The 21,117-nt window shown below is 54.9% G+C and carries 17 protein-coding genes; 8 read left to right on the forward strand and 9 right to left on the reverse strand.

The genetic code is table 11. From position 1 onward, the window contains the following. Window positions 1–20 precede the first annotated feature (20 nt). Genes GP473_RS02775 through holA form a run of 3 tightly spaced genes read left to right on the forward strand, consistent with a single transcriptional unit; the run spans window position 21 to window position 3,795 of the window. Window positions 21–746 (forward strand): ComEA family DNA-binding protein, encoded by a 726-nt coding sequence (locus GP473_RS02775; RefSeq protein ID WP_186277100.1) that lies wholly within the window; start codon window positions 21–23, stop codon window positions 744–746. Between the two features lie 37 nt (window positions 747–783). Next, window positions 784–2,802, forward strand: coding sequence for a ComEC/Rec2 family competence protein (locus GP473_RS02780; protein ID WP_186277101.1), 2,019 nt, complete (start codon window positions 784–786; stop codon window positions 2,800–2,802). Window positions 2,803–2,811: 9 nt separating this feature from the next. Next, window positions 2,812–3,795, forward strand: a complete 984-nt coding sequence (gene holA, locus GP473_RS02785) for a DNA polymerase III subunit delta (RefSeq protein WP_186277102.1) — start codon at window positions 2,812–2,814, stop codon at window positions 3,793–3,795. A gap of 189 nt (window positions 3,796–3,984) precedes the next feature. Here holA and GP473_RS02790 read toward each other — a convergent pair whose 3' ends face one another. The 3 genes from GP473_RS02790 to GP473_RS02800 form a co-directional block, all read right to left on the reverse strand. Then, a complete protein-coding gene (locus GP473_RS02790) occupies window positions 3,985–5,037 on the reverse strand; it encodes an ADP-ribosylglycohydrolase family protein (RefSeq protein ID WP_186277103.1) in 1,053 nt (350 codons plus the stop codon). A gap of 182 nt (window positions 5,038–5,219) precedes the next feature. After that, a complete protein-coding gene (gene rpsT / locus GP473_RS02795; protein ID WP_185769298.1) occupies window positions 5,220–5,483 on the reverse strand; it encodes a 30S ribosomal protein S20 in 264 nt (87 codons plus the stop codon). Between the two features lie 258 nt (window positions 5,484–5,741). Next, on the reverse strand, window positions 5,742–6,320 hold the full coding sequence (locus GP473_RS02800) for a type II toxin-antitoxin system PemK/MazF family toxin (protein WP_185769299.1): 579 nt from the start codon (window positions 6,318–6,320) through the stop codon (window positions 5,742–5,744). Window positions 6,321–6,444: 124 nt separating this feature from the next. On the opposite strand from GP473_RS02800, the gene lepA reads away from it, so the two are divergent. Beyond that, window positions 6,445–8,295 carry a translation elongation factor 4 gene (gene lepA / locus GP473_RS02805; protein ID WP_185769300.1) on the forward strand — a complete coding sequence of 617 codons (1,851 nt, stop codon included), beginning with the start codon at window positions 6,445–6,447 and terminating at the stop codon, window positions 8,293–8,295. Window positions 8,296–8,505: 210 nt separating this feature from the next. Here the strand turns inward: lepA and GP473_RS02810 are convergent, their stop codons facing one another. From GP473_RS02810 to GP473_RS02820, 3 genes are all read right to left on the reverse strand, one after another. Beyond that, window positions 8,506–9,417, reverse strand: coding sequence for an NADP-dependent oxidoreductase (locus tag GP473_RS02810; RefSeq protein ID WP_186277104.1), 912 nt, complete (start codon window positions 9,415–9,417; stop codon window positions 8,506–8,508). A gap of 165 nt (window positions 9,418–9,582) precedes the next feature. Beyond that, the gene (locus GP473_RS02815) at window positions 9,583–10,347 is read right to left on the reverse strand and encodes a DUF2786 domain-containing protein (RefSeq protein ID WP_186277105.1); all 765 of its coding nucleotides are present in this window, start codon (window positions 10,345–10,347) and stop codon (window positions 9,583–9,585) included. A 260-nt stretch (window positions 10,348–10,607) separates the two neighbouring features. Further along, the gene (locus GP473_RS02820; RefSeq protein WP_425488596.1) at window positions 10,608–11,633 is read right to left on the reverse strand and encodes a bile acid:sodium symporter family protein; all 1,026 of its coding nucleotides are present in this window, start codon (window positions 11,631–11,633) and stop codon (window positions 10,608–10,610) included. Window positions 11,634–11,849: 216 nt separating this feature from the next. Between GP473_RS02820 and GP473_RS02825 the strand changes: the two genes are divergently transcribed. The 4 genes from GP473_RS02825 (at window position 11,850) to GP473_RS02840 (ending at window position 16,674) form a co-directional block, all read left to right on the forward strand. Further along, window positions 11,850–12,455, forward strand: coding sequence for a metallophosphoesterase (locus GP473_RS02825; protein WP_186277107.1), 606 nt, complete (start codon window positions 11,850–11,852; stop codon window positions 12,453–12,455). Between the two features lie 282 nt (window positions 12,456–12,737). After that, on the forward strand, window positions 12,738–13,694 hold the full coding sequence (locus GP473_RS02830) for a hypothetical protein (RefSeq protein ID WP_185769304.1): 957 nt from the start codon (window positions 12,738–12,740) through the stop codon (window positions 13,692–13,694). Window positions 13,695–13,945: 251 nt separating this feature from the next. Continuing rightward, a complete protein-coding gene (locus tag GP473_RS02835; protein WP_186277324.1) occupies window positions 13,946–14,797 on the forward strand; it encodes a hypothetical protein in 852 nt (283 codons plus the stop codon). Between the two features lie 92 nt (window positions 14,798–14,889). Then, the gene (locus tag GP473_RS02840) at window positions 14,890–16,674 is read left to right on the forward strand and encodes a thiamine pyrophosphate-binding protein (protein ID WP_186277108.1); all 1,785 of its coding nucleotides are present in this window, start codon (window positions 14,890–14,892) and stop codon (window positions 16,672–16,674) included. 157 nt (window positions 16,675–16,831) lie between these two features. On the opposite strand, the gene GP473_RS02845 is transcribed toward GP473_RS02840, so the two are convergent. The 3 genes from GP473_RS02845 to GP473_RS02855 form a co-directional block, all read right to left on the reverse strand. Continuing rightward, the gene (locus GP473_RS02845) at window positions 16,832–19,339 is read right to left on the reverse strand and encodes a DEAD/DEAH box helicase (protein ID WP_246394880.1); all 2,508 of its coding nucleotides are present in this window, start codon (window positions 19,337–19,339) and stop codon (window positions 16,832–16,834) included. A 156-nt stretch (window positions 19,340–19,495) separates the two neighbouring features. Continuing rightward, a complete protein-coding gene (locus tag GP473_RS02850; RefSeq protein ID WP_186277325.1) occupies window positions 19,496–20,221 on the reverse strand; it encodes a hypothetical protein in 726 nt (241 codons plus the stop codon). Window positions 20,222–20,533: 312 nt separating this feature from the next. Next, a complete protein-coding gene (locus GP473_RS02855; protein WP_185769403.1) occupies window positions 20,534–21,073 on the reverse strand; it encodes a hypothetical protein in 540 nt (179 codons plus the stop codon). Between the last annotated feature and the right edge of the window lie 44 nt (window positions 21,074–21,117).

A 21,117-nucleotide genomic window follows, 5' to 3' on the forward strand; every position in this document is an offset into this window, starting at 1 on the left:
TCGAGGCACTGGTGGAACCCATGCCTGAACATGAGGTATCACCAGTGGACTTCGAACGGCGCGTGGGGATGGGCCCCATAACGGCGAGGGCGATTGTGGGGATTATCGCGGCAATCGCCCTCGCCGTGACGCTAGTGGTCAGTTGTGGAAAAGAGAAAAACTCCACAGATCAGCTGTGGGGAAGTGATCTAGGGATGACAAACCACAGCGCTAAAAGTGACAGTCCAGGTGAGCGAGAGGTGGCGTCGGAGACACAAGAAGAGAAGAACGGAAACGCTGCACAAAAAGGCGAGGGTGAGACAGACGCGAGTGAACAGAACGCAGTGGTTAGTGTGCAGGGGATGGTCCGCTCGCCAGGATTGCTCAGCATCGCGGGCACCGCGCGTGTAGGCGAGGTTATTCAGAAAGCAGGTGGTGAACTGCCGGATGCCTCGTTGCTTCATATCAATCTGGCCGAAGTGGTAGTGGATGGAATGCAGATTGTGGTCGACCGCGAAGGCAGCACAGTTGTGATGCCGGGAATGCCCTCAGCCGAAGAAAGGAATGCTCCCCGCCGGGGTACAGGGACCACCTCGAGTGAGGGCAACGCAGCAGGGAGCGGTGGAGATGTCGTGAACATCAACACGGCAGATGCGACAACGCTGCAGACGCTTGATGGAGTGGGGCCAGCAACAGCGGAGGCGATTATCAAGTGGAGGGAAGCGAACGGGGACTTTTCTACCGTGGAGCAACTGATGGAAGTTTGAGGCATCGGACCGGCGAAATTTGAGGCAATGAAAGACCATGTCACTGTCTAAGCCGCGGGGAGCTGCTCGAGCGCGCAGCATGGTGCGTTGGACTCACCAGTGGGTAGATAAAGTGCGCCATCCACGTTTAGAACGGCCGCGCATCGTGAGCCAGAGCATTGCTGCTGATCGCGACGATCACTCGCCGGAGGCCATCAGACGAAGGCGAGGAAAGGATCTACGGCTGCTCCCAGTAGCTGCGGCTGTATGGATTGTAGTGGCAGTGACGGTGGCATGGAGGAGTCCGTGGCCCGCGGTTACCTGTGCTGCGTTGTCCATAGTGGGATGGCTGATGGTGCGTGGTGCAGATCGGGAGGAAAGACGGAGGTCACTGGGACGTAGCGTCATTGCTTCATCCGTGTCAGCCTCTGTGGTTGGTTTGTGCGCGTGGTGGCGAATTTTTCTTCTTGACACCACATCTTCCATCACCGCTTTGCGGATAGGTCAAAAACTCACTATCACCGGTGAATTTCCGGTCGCGGGAACGCCCAAACAGCTCGGTGAGGGGAGAATACTCATCCCCATTAAGTTGCCGGATATGGGGACAGTGCCTTTATTTGTCAATGCTGAACGAGCACGTGGTACCTTCGCGGCTCACAACCTGGAAGACGTGCAGCCAGGACAGCTAGTGGATGTAGCTGCCACTGTTCGTTGGGATGACAGCGTACAGTTCCTCCCGGTAGTAGCCAGCGCGACACGAACAGTGGAGTGGGACCCTGAGGCTAGCCCGGAGGGGATTTGGGTCCTGACCGCTTGGTTGCGTGCAGGATTGAACTGGGCGAGTGATTGGTGGGGTGGGGATATGGCGGGGCTGATCCCCGGTATGGTTATGGGAGATATTAGCGGCCAAACTCCGCAGGTGCGCCACCAATTCTTGGCAACGGGTTTGTCACATCTCACAGCTGTCTCAGGAGCGAATGTGTCCATCGTTGTGGGAACTGCGATGGTGATGTTGTCATTTTTCCGTTGCTCACCCAAGTGGCGCGTTGGGGCTGCCATGTGCGCTTTGATCGGTTTCGTTTTGCTGGTCGGACCGGAACCGAGCATTCTCCGCGCCGCTGTGATGGGAGGGGTGGGAATTGTGGCGGTGGCCAGTGCGCGCTGGTCTGATGTGTTAGCAGCGTTGAACGCGGCGATTATCGTGTTGCTCTTGGTGGCGCCGGGTTTGGCAGTCCAGTATGCGTTTGTTCTGTCTGTGGTCGCTACTGCGGGAATTGTGGCGTTGGCGCCGTGGTTATCCCTGGGGATTCTACGACGGTGGACACATTACTGCGCAGATCGGTGGCACCGAGATCCCACCAAAGCTGAGGTTCTGTTCATTCGCTTCATCTGCGTGACCATCGCTGCCGATGTGGTAACGGCGCCGGTGATTGTGCTCATGACAGGCCGTGTGTCTTTGAGTGCATTGTTGGCGAACATGCTTGTCAGTGCAGCGGTGGCGCCGGTGACCGTGATTGGGTTACTAGCCTCCCCGGTGGGTGCGTTTTTCGCTAGTATCGGGCTACCTCACTACTTCGCAGGGATTATCCTCGCTCCTGCGGTTCCTTGTGCTTGGTGGATACTCAGTGTGGCGGATACTCTGAGTTCTCTGCCTATGTTGCTGACTCCGGGCGGTTTCTGGTGGGCGCTTCTATGGGCAATAGTTTTGATCACCGTCATATTCAGTCTCAAAAGATTGCGCCTATGGCGAATCTGGCGCTGGGCGTGGCTGATACAGGCGATCATCCTGGGGTGCGGTGTCGACGTGGTGAAAGGCGGCCTAGACGAGCAACAGATAACTCAATGGGCTCCGTCACACATAGATGTCAGCGCCAAAACCGTGATCACAGTCGACGATGACGACGCAGCGCGCCGGGTTAGTGCGTCGTGGATGGAAGACAATGACCAACCACTGGATCTCATAGTGGTGAAAAGTTGCGGGCGCGCCTATGGCAGGCCAACCATCACCCAAGAAGGAATCCCCGTCGTCTACCCATGTCGGGACGGCACCACATTAGTGGGAGAGAATGTGGAATGATCAATAAACATGAATAGCCCCAAGCCTCCAGCACCTGTAAATCTTATCGTTGGGGCGGATGAGTTCCTTGCCGAGAGGCGAAGAGGCGCACTGGTGCGTGCTGCACGGCGTAACGCCGGCAACCCAGAATTACCGGTAGAAATGCACAAGGCGAGCGATTTATCCGCGCCTGAGATCATTGAATTGCTGAGTCCCTCCCTGTTTGCCGACCACCGCATCATCGTAGTGTGGGGAGTAGAAGACGTGGCGAAGGACATCGTTGAAGCAATTGAATCTACCATCGTGGATCCAGCTCCAGGCGTGGTGCTGATTCTCCAGCACACGGGTAAGGGAAGAAACAAAAGGCTAGTCCAGGCTTGGCCGAAATTGGGCGCTCAGGTGAATTCCGCTGCTGAACTTAAGGGGCGGGAGCTGTTGAGCTTCGTGGAGTCTGAATTTCGTTCCAAAAAAGTGCGCGTGAGTCCGGATGTGACGCAATTCCTGGTGGAGGTTGTCGGATCCGATCTCCGTGAGTTATCCAGCGCCATAAGCCAACTGGTCGCGGATACGAACGGTGCAGTCACGGTTGATGCAGTGAAACAGTACTATTCAGGAAAAGCTGAAGTCAGCGGCTTCGACGTCGCGGAATACGCCGTGTCAGGGAGGACGACCGACGCTGTGGCCTCCGCGCGCCGGGCGATACAACTGGGGGTGCCGCCAGTGCTTCTAGCGAGTGCCCTGAGCAGTATGGTTGCGGACATTGCCAAGGTTGCTGAAAATCGCCGTATTGATCCCCGCCGCAACGCAGGCGAATTCGGCATGCCGCCCTGGAAATTAGAGAAAACCCTACGGCTAGCTCGCGCCTGGTCGCCAGCCGCCGTAGCCCAGGGAGTGCAAGTCGTCGCCAAGCTCGATGCCGGCGTGAAGGGGCAAGCAGCTGATGTTGACTACGCTGTGGAAGAAGCCGTACGTGCTATTGCTCAGCTGGTCGCACAACGCCCTGGCAGCAGATAGCCACACGGTAATGAAGGATGGGGTAGCTAGACGCCGACACGTAGGAATAACCCGCTAGGAATAACACCCATGGCCTTACAGTGGGACGCCGCTGACCACGCGTGGCAGTGATGGATAACACACCGTGAGCAACGGGCGAATGCTCTGCAGAATACGGGCAAGAATACGGGCAGGTCTCACCAGTTGTGCTTAACCCTGCGTCGGAAGAGGAGTTTTCTTAAAACCTCGCCACACACCGGAATGGATAGCGGCGTCGTAACGCTCCTCGAATTCATAGTCACAGCAATCCTCCCACCGCTGAGGACTGTCCAAGTGAGCACCGATCATCGCTCCGGTAACCGCGGCTCGCGTATTGCGATTACCCGGCCAGCTCACCGCGGCGTGGAGAAAATCATGGGGTGCGTATTGATCTTTGTGGTCAAGATACAACTGAGCCAGTAGTAGCGCTGAGGCGGTGCAGGACCCGGCGTCGTAGCCTTTACCGAAGATCTTCATCAATTTCGATGCTCGTTCGTAGAGCACTTCGAAGTCGCCTTCTTCTAGACGCGGAGAGAGGATTCTATGCAGCTCCCGGACGCGGGCGAAGATCTCGCTCAGCGGCACAGCAGCACCATACACGTCGGTGATCATCGCGCCGGAGAAATCCTCAAGAATCTGGGTTTTCTCCTGATCCGTGAGCAGACGGTCATTATCGAAGTGGGTGTCACCAGCTAGCCCCTCGGCAACATCCAGCAGGTTCGCCTCCCGCGGCGCGAGAAGGATCGTTGCCACGGAGGCTGCCGCTGCTCGTGCAATACCGGAATCGTGGGTGAGAATAGCCTGCATGACGGACCACCCCACACCCTGGTCGGCAGGCGCCAACAGGGCGCTGGCCGCTGCTCGCATTACCGCTCCAGCGCCACCAGAATGACTGGATACATCCTCCCAGTGGCTAGGACCTAGATCTTCCAGACGGTCCAAAGATTCGGTGGTGGCCGCCCCGGGGGAGCGGTCGTAGTCAGGGTCTGCGTGATAATCCAGGAACTGCTCACTGATCTCACGCATGCCGGCATCGCGCCCCATGTTATTCGTCGTGATTTCACGCATAGCCGTAGAGAGTGACAGGGTCATCTGCGTGTCATCAGTGATCGTGAGAATCTCAGGCAGTGGTGTGTTCTCTGGCTGCGGGGCTTCCTGGTAGGGATATCCCCATGCATCGCCTAGAGCTGTGCCCAGAAGGGCTGACCGAAAACGGTCGTTCATCGCGTGACTTCTCCTTTGGAGTGGCCTCTATCGATCTTTGTGTAAAGAAAAACCCGCGCAACCTTCTCTAGCGGATTTATCCACTTAGCTCCACTCTACGAGCGGTGTGATGGTTGTGCGGGGATTCCCAAGCATGGTGTTCTTCGTTCTTCCTATGCGGAAGAGATCTGAGAAGAACGCGCTTACGCCATCTTGTTCAGGCGCTGAGCCATTCCGGACTTCTTGTTCGCCGCGTTGTTACGGTGCAAGGTGCCCTTGGTTACGGCTTTGTCGTACAGACGGGAAGCGACGCGCAGCTGTGCCTCTGCACCTTCCTTGTCACCGGCCTCAACGAGAGCAGTGAACTTGTTGGCCTCGGTACGAAGACGGGAGCGGATGGCCTGGTTGCGCTGACGTGCGATCTCGTTGGTGAGGACACGCTTCTTCTGCTGCTTGATGTTTGCCACGGTGGCATACCTCTTTCTCGATTGTCTATTTTTGTGCTCTTCCACAGCCGGCGGAGCGTTGCGTTAAGCGTTCTCTGACATGCTGCCCAAGGTCCTGCAGCGTGCGGCTTAAGCCCCCGTTCCCCTTTGTCTAAAAACGACGCCAGGGTGAGCGTGGATATGAACGAACTATGAAGATACCAGCATGCGCTGCGTAAGCCAATTAGTGGCGTCGGAAGAAGTGAGAAACGCGGAGAGTTCTTTATTGCTGGAGGGAAGCTAGTGCCAGCCATAATCGGATCGGAGGCGAGCGGCGATCAGATCGTAGCGACGTTCAGGCATCGAGACGCCTCGGCGTTGAATCTCCGATTCAGGGACTTCAAGCACTTTATCTAGGCGGATATAAGCCTCGTTACCTTCCTGTTCCCAAGGGCCGGAACCAATGCGAATCCAGTTCGGAGAATCATTGAAATCGGCGTTTGAACTGATGAGCAGGCCCAACAGAGTGTGCTTCCGGCGGCCGATAATTAATACGGAACGCAACTCTAGTTCGCCGTTTTTCTGGGTGCGGATGTTAACCCATACCACTTCTCCAGGGTCGGCTTGGCCATCCATATCTGGGGCGTAAATTACCGCTCGCGCATGTGCCTGTGTCGGAGCCTTCACGGTTTCATCTCCGGACATGGTGAGGTGACTGTTAGCGGCGGTCAGCCCCAGATATTCGTTGAGTAATTGGAGCCCTTCATCCAAATTTCCCTGCGTGGAGAAATTCCGACGGAGGAAACGCGACATTCGACCGTCATGATGGTTACTGGCAGAGTTACCCTCCGACCTGCGAAATTTCTTGAACAGGCGCATGGCCACGATACTAGCCGTTTTGATGAGAAAGGTGTGTACACATCTCTCGTGAACGATACCCAGATACGGTCGCGTCTCTAGTAGAGTTCAAGGCTGAACAACGACCATCGAAAGGGATCTACACATGGCAGGCAAGAAGCAGAATTACGCAACGGAAACTTTTACGGAGCCGTCGCGTATTCGCAACTTCTGCATTATTGCCCACATTGATCACGGCAAGTCCACCTTGGCAGATCGCATTTTGCAATTGTCTGGGGTGATCGAAGACCGCGATATGCGGGATCAATACCTCGACAACATGGACATCGAGCGGGAACGTGGCATCACCATTAAGGCGCAGAACGTGCGCCTTCCGTGGGTTCCCCGTTCTGGTGCCCACGAGGGGGAAGAGCTCGTGTTACACCTTATCGATACTCCTGGTCACGTGGACTTCACGTACGAAGTATCCCGCGCTCTGGAAGCGTGTGAGGGGGCAATCCTCCTCGTTGATGCCGCTCAGGGAATCGAGGCACAAACCTTGGCCAATCTATACCTGGCGATGGAAAATGACCTGGAGATCATCCCAGTTCTCAACAAGATTGACCTGCCTGCGGCGGATCCAGAGAAGTATTCCTTGGAGCTTGCTCACATTATTGGCTGTGAGCCGGAGGATGTGCTGCGGGTGTCTGGCAAAACAGGAGAGGGGGTTCCAGAACTTTTGGACAGAGTGTGCGAATTAGTGCCCGCCCCGGTTGGTGACGCTGAGGCGCCCGCTCGAGCATTAATTTTCGATTCTGTTTACGACACCTATCGAGGTGTGGTGACCTACGTCCGAATGATCGATGGCACACTGGAGCCACGCCAGAAGATCCAAATGATGTCCAGCGGCGCGAATCACGAAACGCTGGAGATCGGTGTGGTTTCACCGCAACCACTGAAGACTAAAGGGCTTGGCGTGGGGGAGGTGGGTTACATCATCACCGGCGTCAAAGATGTACGCCAGTCCAAGGTGGGCGATACCATCACGTGGGCCGCCAATGGTGCTGAGGAGCCACTGAAGGGCTATGAAGAGCCGACACCGATGGTTTATTCCGGCCTGTTTCCAATCTCTGCAGATCAGTACCCCGACCTGCGTGAAGCTATTGAGAAATTGCAGCTCAACGATGCTTCGCTGACTTTTGAACCGGAGACCTCGGTGGCCTTGGGATTCGGCTTCCGGTGCGGCTTCCTTGGCCTGCTACACATGGAAATCACTCGAACGCGTCTGGAGCGCGAGTTCGGGCTCGATCTCATTTCGACAGCGCCTTCGGTTGTATACCGTGTGGTCGCGGAAGATGGTTCGGAGAAGATAGTGCGTAATCCATCGGACTGGCCAGGTGGAAAGATCCGAGAAGTGTATGAACCGATGGTCAAAATGACCGTTATCGTGCCATCGGAATTTTTAGGCTCCACGATGGAGCTGTGCCAGTCCAAACGCGGTCAGATGGGCGGCATGGACTACCTGTCGGAGGATCGCGTGGAATTGCGCTACACCATGCCGCTCGGTGAGATAATCTTCGATTTCTTCGATCAGTTGAAGTCCCGTACTAAAGGCTATGCCTCTCTTAATTACGAGGAAGCTGGCGATCAACTATCTGACCTTGTCAAGGTGGATATTTTGCTTCAGGGTGACCCGGTGGACGCGTTTAGCGCTATCGTCCACCGTGATAATGCGCAATGGTATGGCAACAAGATGACCGTGAAGCTCAAGGAGCTGATTCCACGCCAGCAATTTGAGGTGCCGGTGCAGGCTGCCATCGGTTCCAAGATCATTGCTCGAGAGAACATTCGTGCTCTGCGCAAAGATGTTCTGGCCAAGTGCTACGGCGGTGACATCAGCCGTAAGCGCAAGCTGCTGGAAAAGCAGAAAGAAGGAAAGAAGCGCATGAAGTCCATCGGTTCTGTGTCTGTTCCGCAGGAAGCCTTTGTGGCTGCCCTATCCACTGACTCGGAGTAGTTGCCTCTTCTTTTTCTCACGCCACCTCCTCATTCTCTTGATCCTCGATGTCATTTCTTGGCTGCCTCGCGGGAACACGATCCCTTCACTCCTCTCCTGTGCTGCGCATGGTGTGGGCGAGGGTTTGTTGGATAGGACAGTTGTCGGTGCCCAATGAGTGATGAGATTTCGATGACGTGAGATTCCGATTGTCCGCCGAAGTCTGTTTCTCTATACGTTGGTTACAACGGTTTTGCCTCGTGCATGGCCAGTTTCTACTGCTGCGAGTGCCAGAGACGCATTGTCTAGAGGGTAGCTATGCGTGATGTTGGCGTGTATCACGTCATTGGCCATCATCTCAGCGAGTTGTTTATAGATTTCCCCCTCGCGGCGTCGTCTGATGCCCGATCCTCCGTATTCTTCTGCAAGAGCAGGGGAGGCGGCACTACGTATAGCTCCGGTGGGAACTAGTGAAGAGGTAGCGCGTAGTGTATCTCCTCCGGCTGCGTCGATAATGCCCGCGTAGGTATCGCTGGATAGTGCGAGTTGTGCTAACCAGTCTCCTCGGTCGTAGGCCACATGCTTGGCTCCCATGTTCGTGAGAAATTCTTCTTTTTGTGAGCTGGCAACCCCTACGACGTTGAGATCTAGGCTTTGCGCTAATTGAACTGCTGCTGAGCCGACGCCTCCACCAGCCCCAAGAACAAGAAGGGTGCTGCCTTTGGCGAGGTTGAGCTCGTGTAAAGCGTCCCAGGCTGTTCCAAAAGCTACCGGGATACAGGCGGCTTGACTTGGTGAAAGGCCTGCTGGAATGGGCGCTGTTTGGGATGCGTCGAGCAGCACAAATTCGGCGAGAGCACCAGTGCCTGTCGCGGTTCCACCGAATACCAACTGTCCTGGCTGGAATGGCGAGTCCGCTGGAGCTTCGAGGACTACGCCGGCGGCTTCACGGCCGACAGCCATGGGAAATTTTACTGGGAATTTGTTCTGCCGCGCTCCGTTGCGGACTTTGATATCCGCTGGATTGATTCCTGCGGCGCGCATTTCAATGAGGAGGTGATGGGCACGTGATTGTGGACGCGGGACATCGAGGTGCTGAACAACTTCTGGCCCGCCGTATTCCTGGAATCCAAAGATGCGCATGTGGATCACTCTAGCGGTGTCTTATGGCCATGAGGGACATTCTGTGGTGACCGTGACGTTTTGTCCAGCGACGCGCCTGTCGGACACCTCGTGCTAGTGCAAACGTTTTACTACTGGTGAGAGGATGAGCAGAGAATATTGCGAAACAGTTGGGTGCTCGATCCGTCAGAGTTGGGTGGTTGATCCGCCCGCAGGGAGAGCTTCCTTATCGGTAGGCATCTTTGTCTGTCCGAGATCTATCGTATTGCCTTTAGTTACTCCAAGGTGGAAACTGTCAGGATCCCATGTTCTTCGAGCTGAGCGACTGCGTCTGAGGTGGGGAAAGTGTTCTGCCGCGAGGCTTGTGGCCTTATCGCGGTCGTCGCGCAGGACTATCGCTCCGGGGGTCACTGTACCTGATGCGCTATCAGTTTGAGTGTACTCATCGGCATAGTGACTCTCGATCTGGCGGAGTCTCGTTGCGATCGTTGAGATAAAGCCATTCATCCAGCTGCGTTTCTGAGTCTGGGAAGAAATGTGGCGATTCGGTGAGAGTTGGGCATGTTTTGTTGCGCCGAGGATCATCTGTGGGCTGAGTAGGCCGAAAAGCAACATCACGCGTTCAACGTGGTGAGAGCATCCGAATACTACTGCGTGCTGGACTTTCGAACTACGTGGAATTCGAAACATCACAGCTTGGCAATGGAGCTCTGAAGCAAGGGAATTAAATAACTCGAACTGCATGTCAGTGTATGTTCCGGCAAAATCCACGTCGCGATGCATCGCTGTGTGTGGTTCGTTGCTGTGCATCTGTGAACGTTCCACCCCGTAGTGAGCCATCAGCTCGAATGCTTTGTCTCTGAATGCGTCTCCTTCGGGGGTGCCTTCTCTGTCTGTGGCCATGCGCAGCAGTTTTTCGACTTTGACTTTGATGGTGTCTATTGTGGCCATGGTGATCCCCTCCCTGTTGGTGTGTGATTACCTTCGACGCTAGCAAAGACCCGTGACAGCCTTATCGTTTTGTTGCTTGTTGGGACTTGCGTGGTCCACAGAACTTCGCTGAGTGGAGGACACTCAAGGGCATCAGCGATGCTGAGGTGATGGCATGAGAGACGTTGAGGTGAAGGTATCGAGTAGGAGTTATGTGAGGCATGAAATCCTGTTGGCTGTGGAGGTAGTCATTCACTCTGATGTGGGGGCTTCGGGTCGTACTAGGAGGCGATGGGGGTTTCGGGGTGGTTTGCCTTGGTGGCGGGAGTACCCTTTGCAGCATCTATGCGGCGCACGATGAAAGCAAATAGTGCGCCGGAGATGTTGTGCCATACAGCAGCGACGGCACCTGGGATTGCTGCTTCCGGAGACCACAGTTTGCCGGACATGCCGGATGCTAGTCCGGCAGACTGGGTTGCAACTTCGATGGAAGTAGTGCGAGCTACAGGGACGGAGAACTTGAATAACTTTGCGGATAGGTAGCCCAGAACATAGCCGATGAGGTTATGGAGAATGACGGCAAGAATGACAATCAGGCCGACGTGTTTGAGAGACTCGGAGGACTTTGCCACGGCAGGGAACACTACGCCACCAATGGCCAGAACGGATAGCCAGGGCAGGATCGGTAAGAGTGCGGTGACTAAGCGGTCGAATACCACGCGAATGATCAAGCCCCCGATGACAGGCAGTAATACGGTTTGTACGAGTGACCATGCCATGGTTGCGCCGTTAACGGGTGTTTCTTCCCCGGCTAGAGTCAGCATGATGATCGGTGTGACTAGTGGGGAGAGGATAGTCGAGACGGAAGTCATGGTGACGGACAGCGCTACATCGCCGCGGGAAAGATAAGCCACAACGTTAGATGTGGTGCCGCCGGGCACGGATCCGAGCATGAGCAGGCCGATGGCGAGCATCGGGTTGAGTCCGAGTAGTTTGGCGACGGCAACGGCCCCCACAGGCATGATGATGAATTGGGCGAGAACGCCGATGATGATGGGGAGTGGGCGTCGAATAACTAGGCTGAAGTCTGGCAAGGTCAGGGTGAGTCCCATACAGAGCATGATGATTGAGATCATCATGCTGATGTATTCGGATAGTGGGGCGAACGGGTCGGGTTTCAGGAAGGCGATCACTGCCCCTATGAGAATGAAAAGGGGGAAGGTAAAAACCGCGATGTGTGCGGAGCGCTCTTCTTTGCTGGAGGTTTGGGTCGTGGGGGCGGTGTGTGCGGGGTTCACTGAATGCATCATATGTTCAATATATGGGATAAGTGTCCCATTGTTTGAAACGCCCCGGGGAAACCTTGCCGATGTCCAATGTGCACGAGCGCTCCTATTTCGGGAATCTTTCGCCTTCATCTCAGCTAGGGTGGTGAGACACAGTCTTTCCTCGTATTCGTCGTGATCCACCATTTATGGTGATCCTCCGCCTCCGTCTAAGGACCCCAACGAAAAGAGAGCTCAATGTCCACCACATGGTTTACAAGCGACCTTCACTTGGGTCACCCTTTTGTTGCCAAACTTCGTGGTTTTGATGACGTTGAGGAACACGACCGCACCCTCCTCGGCAATATGTTGGACGTTCTCGAGGAAGGCGATACTTTGTGGTTGCTTGGTGATTTGTCCTCTGGTTGGGGACCGCAGGAGGAACGCGCTCTGGATCTTTTCGACGCCACCTTGGAACCACTGCGCAACGATGTCGAAGATCCTGTGGTAGTTCATCTCATCAGCGGGAACCATGACACCTGTCATCCTTTGCATGAAGAGGCTCCCGAACGCCAGCGCCGTTTCCTTGAAGTGTTTGACACAGTACAGACTCAGCAAATTATGTTTCTGCAGGGAGAAGAAGTCTGGCTCAGCCACTTTCCGCGCCCGGGGCAGGATCACGAAGGCATGAGCTCTCGTCATGACGACATGCGTTTAAATGTCCCGTTACTGGTTCACGGGCATCTTCACTCAGAAACGCCTGTCGCAGGTCCGGGACAGATCGATGTGGGCGTGGATGCGTGGCACCTAGCTCCAGTCCGTCAAGAGACACTAGAGGAAGTATTGTTCTCCTCCTCGCTCTAGCGGTGTATCTTAATTCACGTCGCAGTGAACTGATCTTCGTGGCCAGAGCGCGAAGCGTACTGAGACATGTTGAGGTTGAGCATACTGCCACGAAGGACGGGTCGGGTATCGCAGCGAGCAACGAAGCTGCTGTGATCTCTCGACGGCCGACGTCTTGGACGACCGACACGCTGATTGAAGCGTCATATGTGATCGATCGATCTGTCGAGGCGTCTCGTGTAATTGGTCGATCGTGAAACCTGAACCACCGATGTACTGATACCGGAAAGGTAGAGCGCAGCTATGACCATGCCACGTGGAAAAGAGGCACCAGCCAGTCACGGCAAGCCAGCGATTGTTTCCATCCTCGTGGCCACTGGTCTTATCGGAAGTTTCATCGGTTCGATTACACTCGCGAAACCTGAGCAACACAACATTGCTATGGCTGCGCCGTATTCATCAGATGCTTCACCAGGGCAAGGAACTGGTCGTGCAACAGGCACACCACACACTAAGCCCACATCTCGTTCTTCCTCTGGAGACGCGTCATACAAGACATCACCGGAAGCCAGTCACGATGGCACAGCGCTGTTTGTCGGGTCGGAACAGCCGGGAGGGGAGGAAGTGGCGTCGCCAAAAAAGATCACGGGAATGGAAGAACTCTCCACGATCCCGTCCCGAACCTCGATGGCGGTCATTACCGATCACGGGGAACTTAAAACGGACAATGCGGCGGAACCTCGTTCCGGTTTGTCTATTGTCAAACTTTACTTGGCGGACTACGCACTGACGCACACGAAAAACCCCAAGAAGAACGTCAAGGATGTGGCTCGGATGATCCGTTATTCCGACGATGACATCGCAAACAAACTAATAAAGAAATATCCCTATGCCATCGACGTCATCGCGCAGGAATACGGGCTGAGCAACACACGACAAGGAAAAACATGGGGGCAGTCGCTCACTTCCGCCACTGACGTAGCGAAATACCTCAATGCTGTGAAGAAAAAACGACCTCATTCACTCATCCTGGGATGGATGCGGGACGCAGCACCTATCGCTTCCGACGGAACGAGACAAGATTGGGGAACCGCGAATCTACCAGGGGTAACCGGTACAAAGTGGGGTTGGTCGGCATACGGAGACCCCATTGTCGCTTCTGCATCGATCGCGGATAACTACGTGGCGGTGGCCTTCACCGAAGGAGGTCCAACCGAGCAGAATATTGACGTCCGCAGCGTCATTCCATACCTGGAGTAGAAGCGCGCCTACCAGCGTAGGACGGTAGTACCTTCTGTACACGTCCTTCTGCGCCATATACGTCACTACCTCCCAATGACGCGCGCATACGCCCACAGTAATTGTCAGGTCTGTTGTCGGAGCTGACGATAAACTAATGGGCCAGATATAGAACCAGAGAGCAGAGCTGCGCTTTCCTAGGGCGGAGCATGTCCACTACGCTCAGTGGGCGGCCCACAAACTTTTCACTGAACTCAAGGGATAGTCTTCGGATGACACACAAGAACGGAAACGAAAATTCCTCGGAACCCACGCCTCACCACGACACACCTCCCTACGAGGGGAAAGGCGCGGATAACTACGGGATGGACGATGATGCCACCCAGGTTTTCACAAGGGTTTCTGGACAGAATTCCGAGACACAGGCTGCTGATAACCCGAAGGGGCCAAAGCCACCGGAATACCACCGTGCTGAGGAGTACGAACAGTACAATAACCAGGATTTTGGCAGTGGTGGATATGATTCAGGCTATGGCCAGCCTGGCTACGGCGACGGTTATGGCCAGCCTGGCTACGGCGACGGTTATGGCCAGCCAGGCTACGGCGACGGCTATGAACAACCCGGTTATGGGCATGATTCTTATAACCAAGACGGCCTGGACCAGACCTACGGGGATGCATACGCTTCGGGTTATGGGGCGCGAGGATACGGCGACAACACCGTTGCCAATGACGCTCCAGCGGGCTACGGCAGCAGGGCGGGATACCGTCAAGAATCAAAGAAAACTTCGGTGGGTAAGATACTTGCGATTCTGCTGCCTCTGTTGATCCTCGTCGCCATTGGTGTCGGTGTTTTCCTTATGGCTAGTGGTACGAAGGACAAGTCCCCCGATGACAAGTCCACGAGCTCGAGTACATCTTCTTCGGAGACCACCAGCTCAACGGAATCGACCACACCGAGCAAGTCTCTCGACCTCAATACCCTGCTGCCGTCGATTCCTCCTCTTCCCTCCATGACCGAGAAACCGTCACTGCCCAGTGAGATAGAGAATCTTCCGAGCGAACTTCCGCTGCCGGATCTCCCTTCGGTAGACCTCGGTTCTCTGCTCAACCGGCCACGTTGATGTGATACCTATCCGCCGCTATACAGAAACGACTAATTTTCTCACTCAGGACTATGACTACTGCCTCCACTACATCATCTTCGGTATCTTCCATGACTATTTCCCGTTGTCTCGCGGAAGCAATTGCCGACCGTCACACCACAACCTTCGGGCTGGTCGGTAACGGAAATATCCACATGATCAGCGAACTGGTGCGTATTGGCGGTGATTATGTAGGTATGCGGCATGAGGCGGGTACCGTCGCAGCTGCAGATGCCTATTACCGTGCCACGGGGACGATTGCTGTGGCATCTACCACCTACGGTCCTGGTTTCACTAACACCATCACCTCCTTGTCCGAGGCGAAAGAGGCACGTATTCCTTTAGTCTATGTGGCAGGTATGGAGCCCTTTGTCGACGGTCGTTTTCGTCGTCGCCCGATTGACATCGATACACCGGCTATCCTCTCTGCCCTCGACGTTCCGGTATATCTCGTGCAGCCGTCCAATACCCGTGGGACTATCGACGCCGCTTTTCGCCAAGCCGAGCAGATGCGCACGCCGGTGGTTTTGGCTGTTCCCCATAACTTGGTGGACGCCACCCTGGACTCTACCGAGAATGCTCATCTGCGCGCTGACCTGGGCTCTTGGTATGGTTCTCCCGGTGCACCATCTATGGATTCAGTGCGTGATGAATTCACAACCCAGATCATTGATTTAGAGGATTCCGATCCAATTGAGGGGTTGAGCGATGCTCATCGCAGTATCGCCCGCGGCTTAATTAAGCGCCTGCTCGGTGCTCAGCGTCCTCTCATAGTGTCTGGACGCGGTGTGGTGGAATCAGAAACGGGTGACTCCGTGAAGAAACTCGGAGACGAAGTGGGGGCATTGTTCGCTACGACTGCGATGGCGCGGCGAGTGGTGGGGGATGAGTGGAATCTTGGTATCTGTGGTGGATTTGCCCACCATGGCCGGCTGAGTACGTTCCGCCAAGCAGATGTGGTTCTGGTTTTAGGGGCTGGCTTGAACGCTTTGCAGACGCGCAAGGGCAGCATCTTTGGTGAAGGAGCTCATATCATCCGTGTGGACTGGGATCCCTCTGTGTACAACGCGCGGAAGCCATTCATCCCAGTTCACCGTCATGTCGATGCGCGTTTGGAAGAGCTTGTTCCCGCACTCCTGAGCGTGCTTGATGAATTCCGTGATGGAACCGAGTTAACGTCGAATAAAAAGACATGGCGGGAAACCATCGGGCAGATTCCGGAGCGGGAAAGTGAAGAGTTAGACCCAGGCTGCTTCGCGGAAACAGGAGTGGATGGGAAGCTGGATCCGCGCTATGTTCTACGCCGACTCAATGAAATGCTGCCCGAGGAGCGCAGCGTGGTCACTGACGGCGGGCACTTCCTTGGATGGGTGGGCAAATACCTGGATGTCCCCGACCCCCGATCCACCATCCTGGTCGGTGGTGCAGTGATGTCCATAGGTCTGGGTCTGCCGAGCGGAACTGGTGTGGCAGCAGCGCGTCCCGAGCGCTATACCGCGCTGCTGTCTGGCGATGGAGGCACACAAATGGCAGCAGCAGATCTCGGGCCATTCCTCAACCAGGTTCGTAACAGTAAGGCAGGCGGAGCGCTCATCGTATTTAACGATGCTGCTTACGGTGCTGAGATTCACCAATACGCTATTAAAGGACTCGATGAGCGCCCGATGTTGCTTGAAGACATGGACTTTGCATCCATGGGTGCACCATTTGGTGTGCAGGGATTGAGTGTCACGAGCCCGGAACAGTTGAAGCCCGGGGGAGAGGTGGAACAGTTCCTCGCTCAGCACGCAGGGGATGCGTGCATCCTTGATGTGAAGATCTCTCGCGTGCCCGTAGCGGACTTCCTTAAAGAATGATCGACCTTGACAAGCGGAAAAGACGCTGTGTGGACGTTTGACGTCGACGTGCGGACAACAGCCCGATGACGGAAGGCAGCTCGTAGAGTGTCAGGGCGACCCGTAGGATTTTGGGGGTCAACCGAACAAGAGTGCGAGGCGATAGCACTTAGCGGAATCAGAGACGAGGAGTCTCTCCCAGGCGTTCTCGCTCGGCCTTGATGACCTGGTGGATGAGTTGTGCTTCCGAGACGTCAAGGGCTTCTGGGTTGGAATCGGCGGTGACGGAGTCACGCGCGAAACGGTCAAACACCGCACGTTTATTAGCGAGCATGTCGACCAGACGTTCTTCCACTGAGTTCGGTGTGAGTAGGCGGTGAACTTCCACGGTGTTGATCTGGCCCATGCGGTGGGCCCGGGCGATAGCCTGTGCTTCCACGGCTGGGTTGAGCTGGGGTTCGATGAGAATGACTCGGTTGGCCGCCTGAATATTCAGCCCCTCGCTGGCTGCGGTGATCTGACAGACCAAAACGGCGCCGGCTTCTGCCGAACTAAAGGCATCCACTGCTTTCTGTCGCTCTTCGTGGTTGACACCGCCTGCGATTGGGCCGTATGCGCGGTCGTGGAGAACCATCATCAAGGTGTCTAACACAGACCGGAAATAGGTAAAGATGATGGTCTTACCAGCCTCGGCTCCGTCGCCGAGGATCTCCAGCACGCGTTCCATTTTTGCGGATTCTTTGCCGGAGAATGCCTGGCGCATGTCCATGAAGTGCGCCCGTCGTACGGAATCTTCATATTTGTCCACGTCACCGGGCTTCGGCTCCACCCACTCCTCGATTTCGACTACGGGCGGTAATTCGTCGAGGACATCTTGTTGATTCCGACGCAGATAGATTCCGGCGATAGCTTTTTTAAAGCCCGAGGATTGACCACGAACGTTGTCCAATTTCTCGTTCATGGCGGGGTCGAGATACCCCAGTAGCACTTCGAATTCGCTGACTCGGTTTTCGAGGGGAGTGCCGGTGAGATACACAGCGTATTCAGCAGCTTCGGTGAGAGCTTTCACACCCTGCGACTGCTGAGAATGAGGGTTCTTGGCTCGGTGTGCTTCGTCCACCACCACGATGTCTACTTGAGGAATGTGTGCAGGTTCTAGGAGCCTATTTGCTCGCGTTTCAGGAAAGCCAGCGATAGCCACTCCTGCGTTGTGTTTCCACGCTTCGAGTGCTACGTCCTTATTGGGACCGTGAATCAGGTACGTGGGCAAGTCGGTGAATTTGGTGATTTCACGTTGCCAGTTGATGCGCAGCGAGGGAGGGCAAACCACCAGGGCATGTTTTTTCCTCTCTTCCTTGAGATGTGCCAGTACTGCGAGAGCTTGCATGGTCTTACCTAGACCCATTTCGTCACCAATGAGTGCTTTCTTTTGAGCTAGGACAAATTTGGCACCGAAAGCCTGGTATCCGCGCAGTGACGCGTGCAGTGTTCCCCTAAGGGTGATGTCTGCGATGTGCTCGGCGATGTCTTCTGGTACCTCGGTGCCAGCGCCAGAATCACCGTAGGCATGGAATTCTGCTGCGCGTACAGCGTAAAGACTCCACGCTTCCTCGCTATCGATGCGACGGTGCGGTCGTTGGAAGGTACCGGAGGTGATCAAGTCGTTGACTCCGGCGATAGCAACTGGCGTTCCAGGGTCAACCGGGGCGAGGATCAGTGGGTTGAGTGGAAGATCGCGGAGATTATCGCGGTAGGTTAGTAGGTTCGCTAGTGCCGTCACGTAAGGGGTGCAGGGTAGCTTGTCTTGGTAGTTAATCTGTGGAATCTGTGAGTTGATGACGTCTTGTGAGTAGGAACGAGCCGCGGCGATAGCTTGGTTGGCTGTCTTTTCCCCCACGCCGTCATATGTCATGAGTTCCGAGGGAGACGCGGCCGCAATCTGTGGAAGTGTGAGATGTTTGAGCGGGCCTAAACGCACTCGTCCGTCAGTGATGTGATCTAGCACAGAAATATCCGTGCGCACCAGCTCCTCATGGGCTTGCTTTTCGCATAATGCGCGGGAGGCGCGTTGCACTTCAGCTTCCAACGCATGTTCGGTCGCGCGAGCGGCCTGGATGCTGCTGACAGCTTGGTTGTGTTGGTTAATCGTGTCGGCACTGATCCATTCGATTGGCCAACCAGTAAGGCGTACCAGGTCAGCTTCAATCTGTCCCTTAAGACTTCCGATGTGAAGCCCGATAAACTCGTTGTGATCCGTGGAGCCGAGTGCGGCGTCGATACCGGAAAGTATGGTGTGGATGCTCGAGACATCGACGGATTGCATCCAAGCTAGTGCGCGTTCACCCTCGATAGGGCGGGAAGAAAATAGTTTGCGGAGGCCGCGATAAGAGGTTGTCTGGCGGGCTTCGTCTGCCAGTGCGTCGAATTGGTTGATGACGGGTAGGTCGATGTTCGCGAGATCATTGCGGAGGCTGCTGAAATCGATGTTGCGGAACTGCGCGACATACGCGGCAGTGTCGGCTGTGGCGGGGAATGCGAAGACACGCGCGTCATCATCTGAGCCGATTGTCGGTGCGGTACCCCCAGCGCTGACTGTGTCGAGACGCCATTGCGTGGCTTCTTTATGCTGAACAGCACTACGGACGTCGCTAATGAGGTGTTCAAGATAGGCTGGGTCGATGCTCACGGGGTAATCCTAGCTTCTCTCAGGGCTGGAACTTGCGTACGGGAGAGCTCTGGGTTGCATGTTGTGAACGGGCATGGTGCGAGTGTTTTGGGAAGCGGATAATGAACTCTCACAGCTACACCCGGTATTTGGCTGTGGAGTCAAAAGAGGCAAAATTTAGGCGCTTTGCCAGCGCATACGGCCATCGGAGGCCGGAGCACACACCATTGGTTTACCTGTGCTACTGACTCCGGTGCCTCCATTGCAGAATGCGCCTGGGTGAACAGTCCGTCCACCCGCAGGGGCAGGTGGTGTGTATGCAGGAGCTGAGGGTGGGGTGTATGCGGGAGCCGGAGACTGTGCAGGAGCGACGAATCCATGCTTCTCATTATTTTCTTTTTCCTGATAGCCAGGAGTATCTTCTTCGATTTCAGTGGTAACTGGAGCTGATTCAGCTTCTGAGGCGGAGCTCTCAGAGGACTTGGTAGGTGAAGATTCAACAGTCGAAGTTTCCGACTCTTCTACTAGTGGTTCATCGGTTACAGGAGACGGATGTGAGTTTTGAGGTTCCGAGAGGGTGGAAAATACACCGACAAAGAACAGGCCAACGCTGATCATGGTGATAACTCCCCAGTGCTTTTTCGTTGGTGGTTTTGATGGACTGATCTGATCAGCTTTTTCGCGAATGAAGAACCAGATTGAAGGGAGAAGAAAAGCAGCTGCGAGGAAATAAAAAGACTTACTTTCATCAGAAGCTGAGCCACCAAGGAGGATGAATAAACCGATGATGATGCTTACTGAGGCCAGTATTGTTTTCCACCATGCTGTCTTTGTCCTACGTGGAGGCCTGTTTTGCGTTGGTGATTCGTTTTTAGCTGAAGGTGTGAGGTAGGGGTTGGTCATAGATAGTCCTCTATTTTATGTCGTGAGTAGGGGTATCTTGCGCAATTGTTTAATCGACACCAAGGTTTTGGTAAAGATTCATGCGCGCATTTTTAATTCGATCTCTGTCGCATTTTGAGTTTTCATACAAGGTCGTGAATCTGGTCGATTCCGCTGTTGAAGTGAGGCGTAGCTTAGCGTATGGGTTAGAGCAGATGAGTTTGTAATTCGATACGCTTGTTCCGTTCCGGGTCCTGAATGATCATAGTTTGGGATGGAATACTTCATTTTGTATGTCATTCTCGGCATATGTGGAGCGGCTGACGGAAGAGGTTAGTCTGGGTAACTCTCGCAACCCACACCGTCGCCGTCGCTGTCGTGATCGGGTATGTAAAGCCCGTCGCCCGCGTGTGTTTTGTGTCCGATTTGAGCACAGGTTAAGACCTTTCCTGAAGTATGTTCAGGTACAGGCTGATCAGTCATCATTTGGTTGGCGCATTGCTGTGTCCATCCGCTAGAGCCATCGGTGAAGAATGTTGTTCCAGCTTCATGCAGAGCAGGGTCGCCACACGATGCTATAGTCTTGTTCATTTTGGATGGTGTTGCCTGTCCCGGTGCTTCGGTAAAACCGGTTGGGGATGTCGATGCGGGGTCATCGGCACGTGAGACAGATGTGGACTCCGCGGTTTGCCTCAAGGTGGGGTTTGGGTGGGCCTTGGAGCTAGATGGTTGTGATGAGGATGCGGTAGTAGGCAGTGCGGATGTGTCGCTCTTGGGTGCGGCGGTGTTGGCAGAGTTGCAAGCGGTGGCGAATGGAATAGCGACGAACACTGCGATGATAAGAGTGCGCCTAGCAGTACGTGTGATGAACATGCTTCTTCCTCAGCAATGGCTAAGTTATAATTTTATTTTGCATA

Origin of the sequence: Corynebacterium anserum, from assembly GCF_014262665.1 — a bacterium.
Lineage (GTDB): Bacteria > Actinomycetota > Actinomycetes > Mycobacteriales > Mycobacteriaceae > Corynebacterium > Corynebacterium anserum.

Coding starts and splice junctions, on each gene's coding strand:
- GP473_RS02855 (WP_185769403.1), bottom strand. CDS start 21,073: ATGTTCATCACACGTACTGCTAGGCGCACTCTTATCATCGCAGTGTTC.
- GP473_RS02850 (WP_186277325.1), bottom strand. CDS start 20,221: ATGACCAACCCCTACCTCACACCTTCAGCTAAAAACGAATCACCAACG.
- GP473_RS02820 (WP_425488596.1), bottom strand. CDS start 11,633: ATGCATTCAGTGAACCCCGCACACACCGCCCCCACGACCCAAACCTCC.
- GP473_RS02810 (WP_186277104.1), bottom strand. CDS start 9,417: ATGCGCATCTTTGGATTCCAGGAATACGGCGGGCCAGAAGTTGTTCAG.
- GP473_RS02815 (WP_186277105.1), bottom strand. CDS start 10,347: ATGGCCACAATAGACACCATCAAAGTCAAAGTCGAAAAACTGCTGCGC.
- GP473_RS02825 (WP_186277107.1), top strand. CDS start 11,850: ATGTCCACCACATGGTTTACAAGCGACCTTCACTTGGGTCACCCTTTT.
- GP473_RS02790 (WP_186277103.1), bottom strand. CDS start 5,037: ATGAACGACCGTTTTCGGTCAGCCCTTCTGGGCACAGCTCTAGGCGAT.
- GP473_RS02780 (WP_186277101.1), top strand. CDS start 784: ATGTCACTGTCTAAGCCGCGGGGAGCTGCTCGAGCGCGCAGCATGGTG.
- GP473_RS02830 (WP_185769304.1), top strand. CDS start 12,738: ATGACCATGCCACGTGGAAAAGAGGCACCAGCCAGTCACGGCAAGCCA.
- GP473_RS02835 (WP_186277324.1), top strand. CDS start 13,946: ATGACACACAAGAACGGAAACGAAAATTCCTCGGAACCCACGCCTCAC.
- lepA (WP_185769300.1), top strand. CDS start 6,445: ATGGCAGGCAAGAAGCAGAATTACGCAACGGAAACTTTTACGGAGCCG.
- GP473_RS02800 (WP_185769299.1), bottom strand. CDS start 6,320: ATGCGCCTGTTCAAGAAATTTCGCAGGTCGGAGGGTAACTCTGCCAGT.
- GP473_RS02840 (WP_186277108.1), top strand. CDS start 14,890: ATGACTATTTCCCGTTGTCTCGCGGAAGCAATTGCCGACCGTCACACC.
- GP473_RS02775 (WP_186277100.1), top strand. CDS start 21: ATGCCTGAACATGAGGTATCACCAGTGGACTTCGAACGGCGCGTGGGG.
- holA (WP_186277102.1), top strand. CDS start 2,812: ATGAATAGCCCCAAGCCTCCAGCACCTGTAAATCTTATCGTTGGGGCG.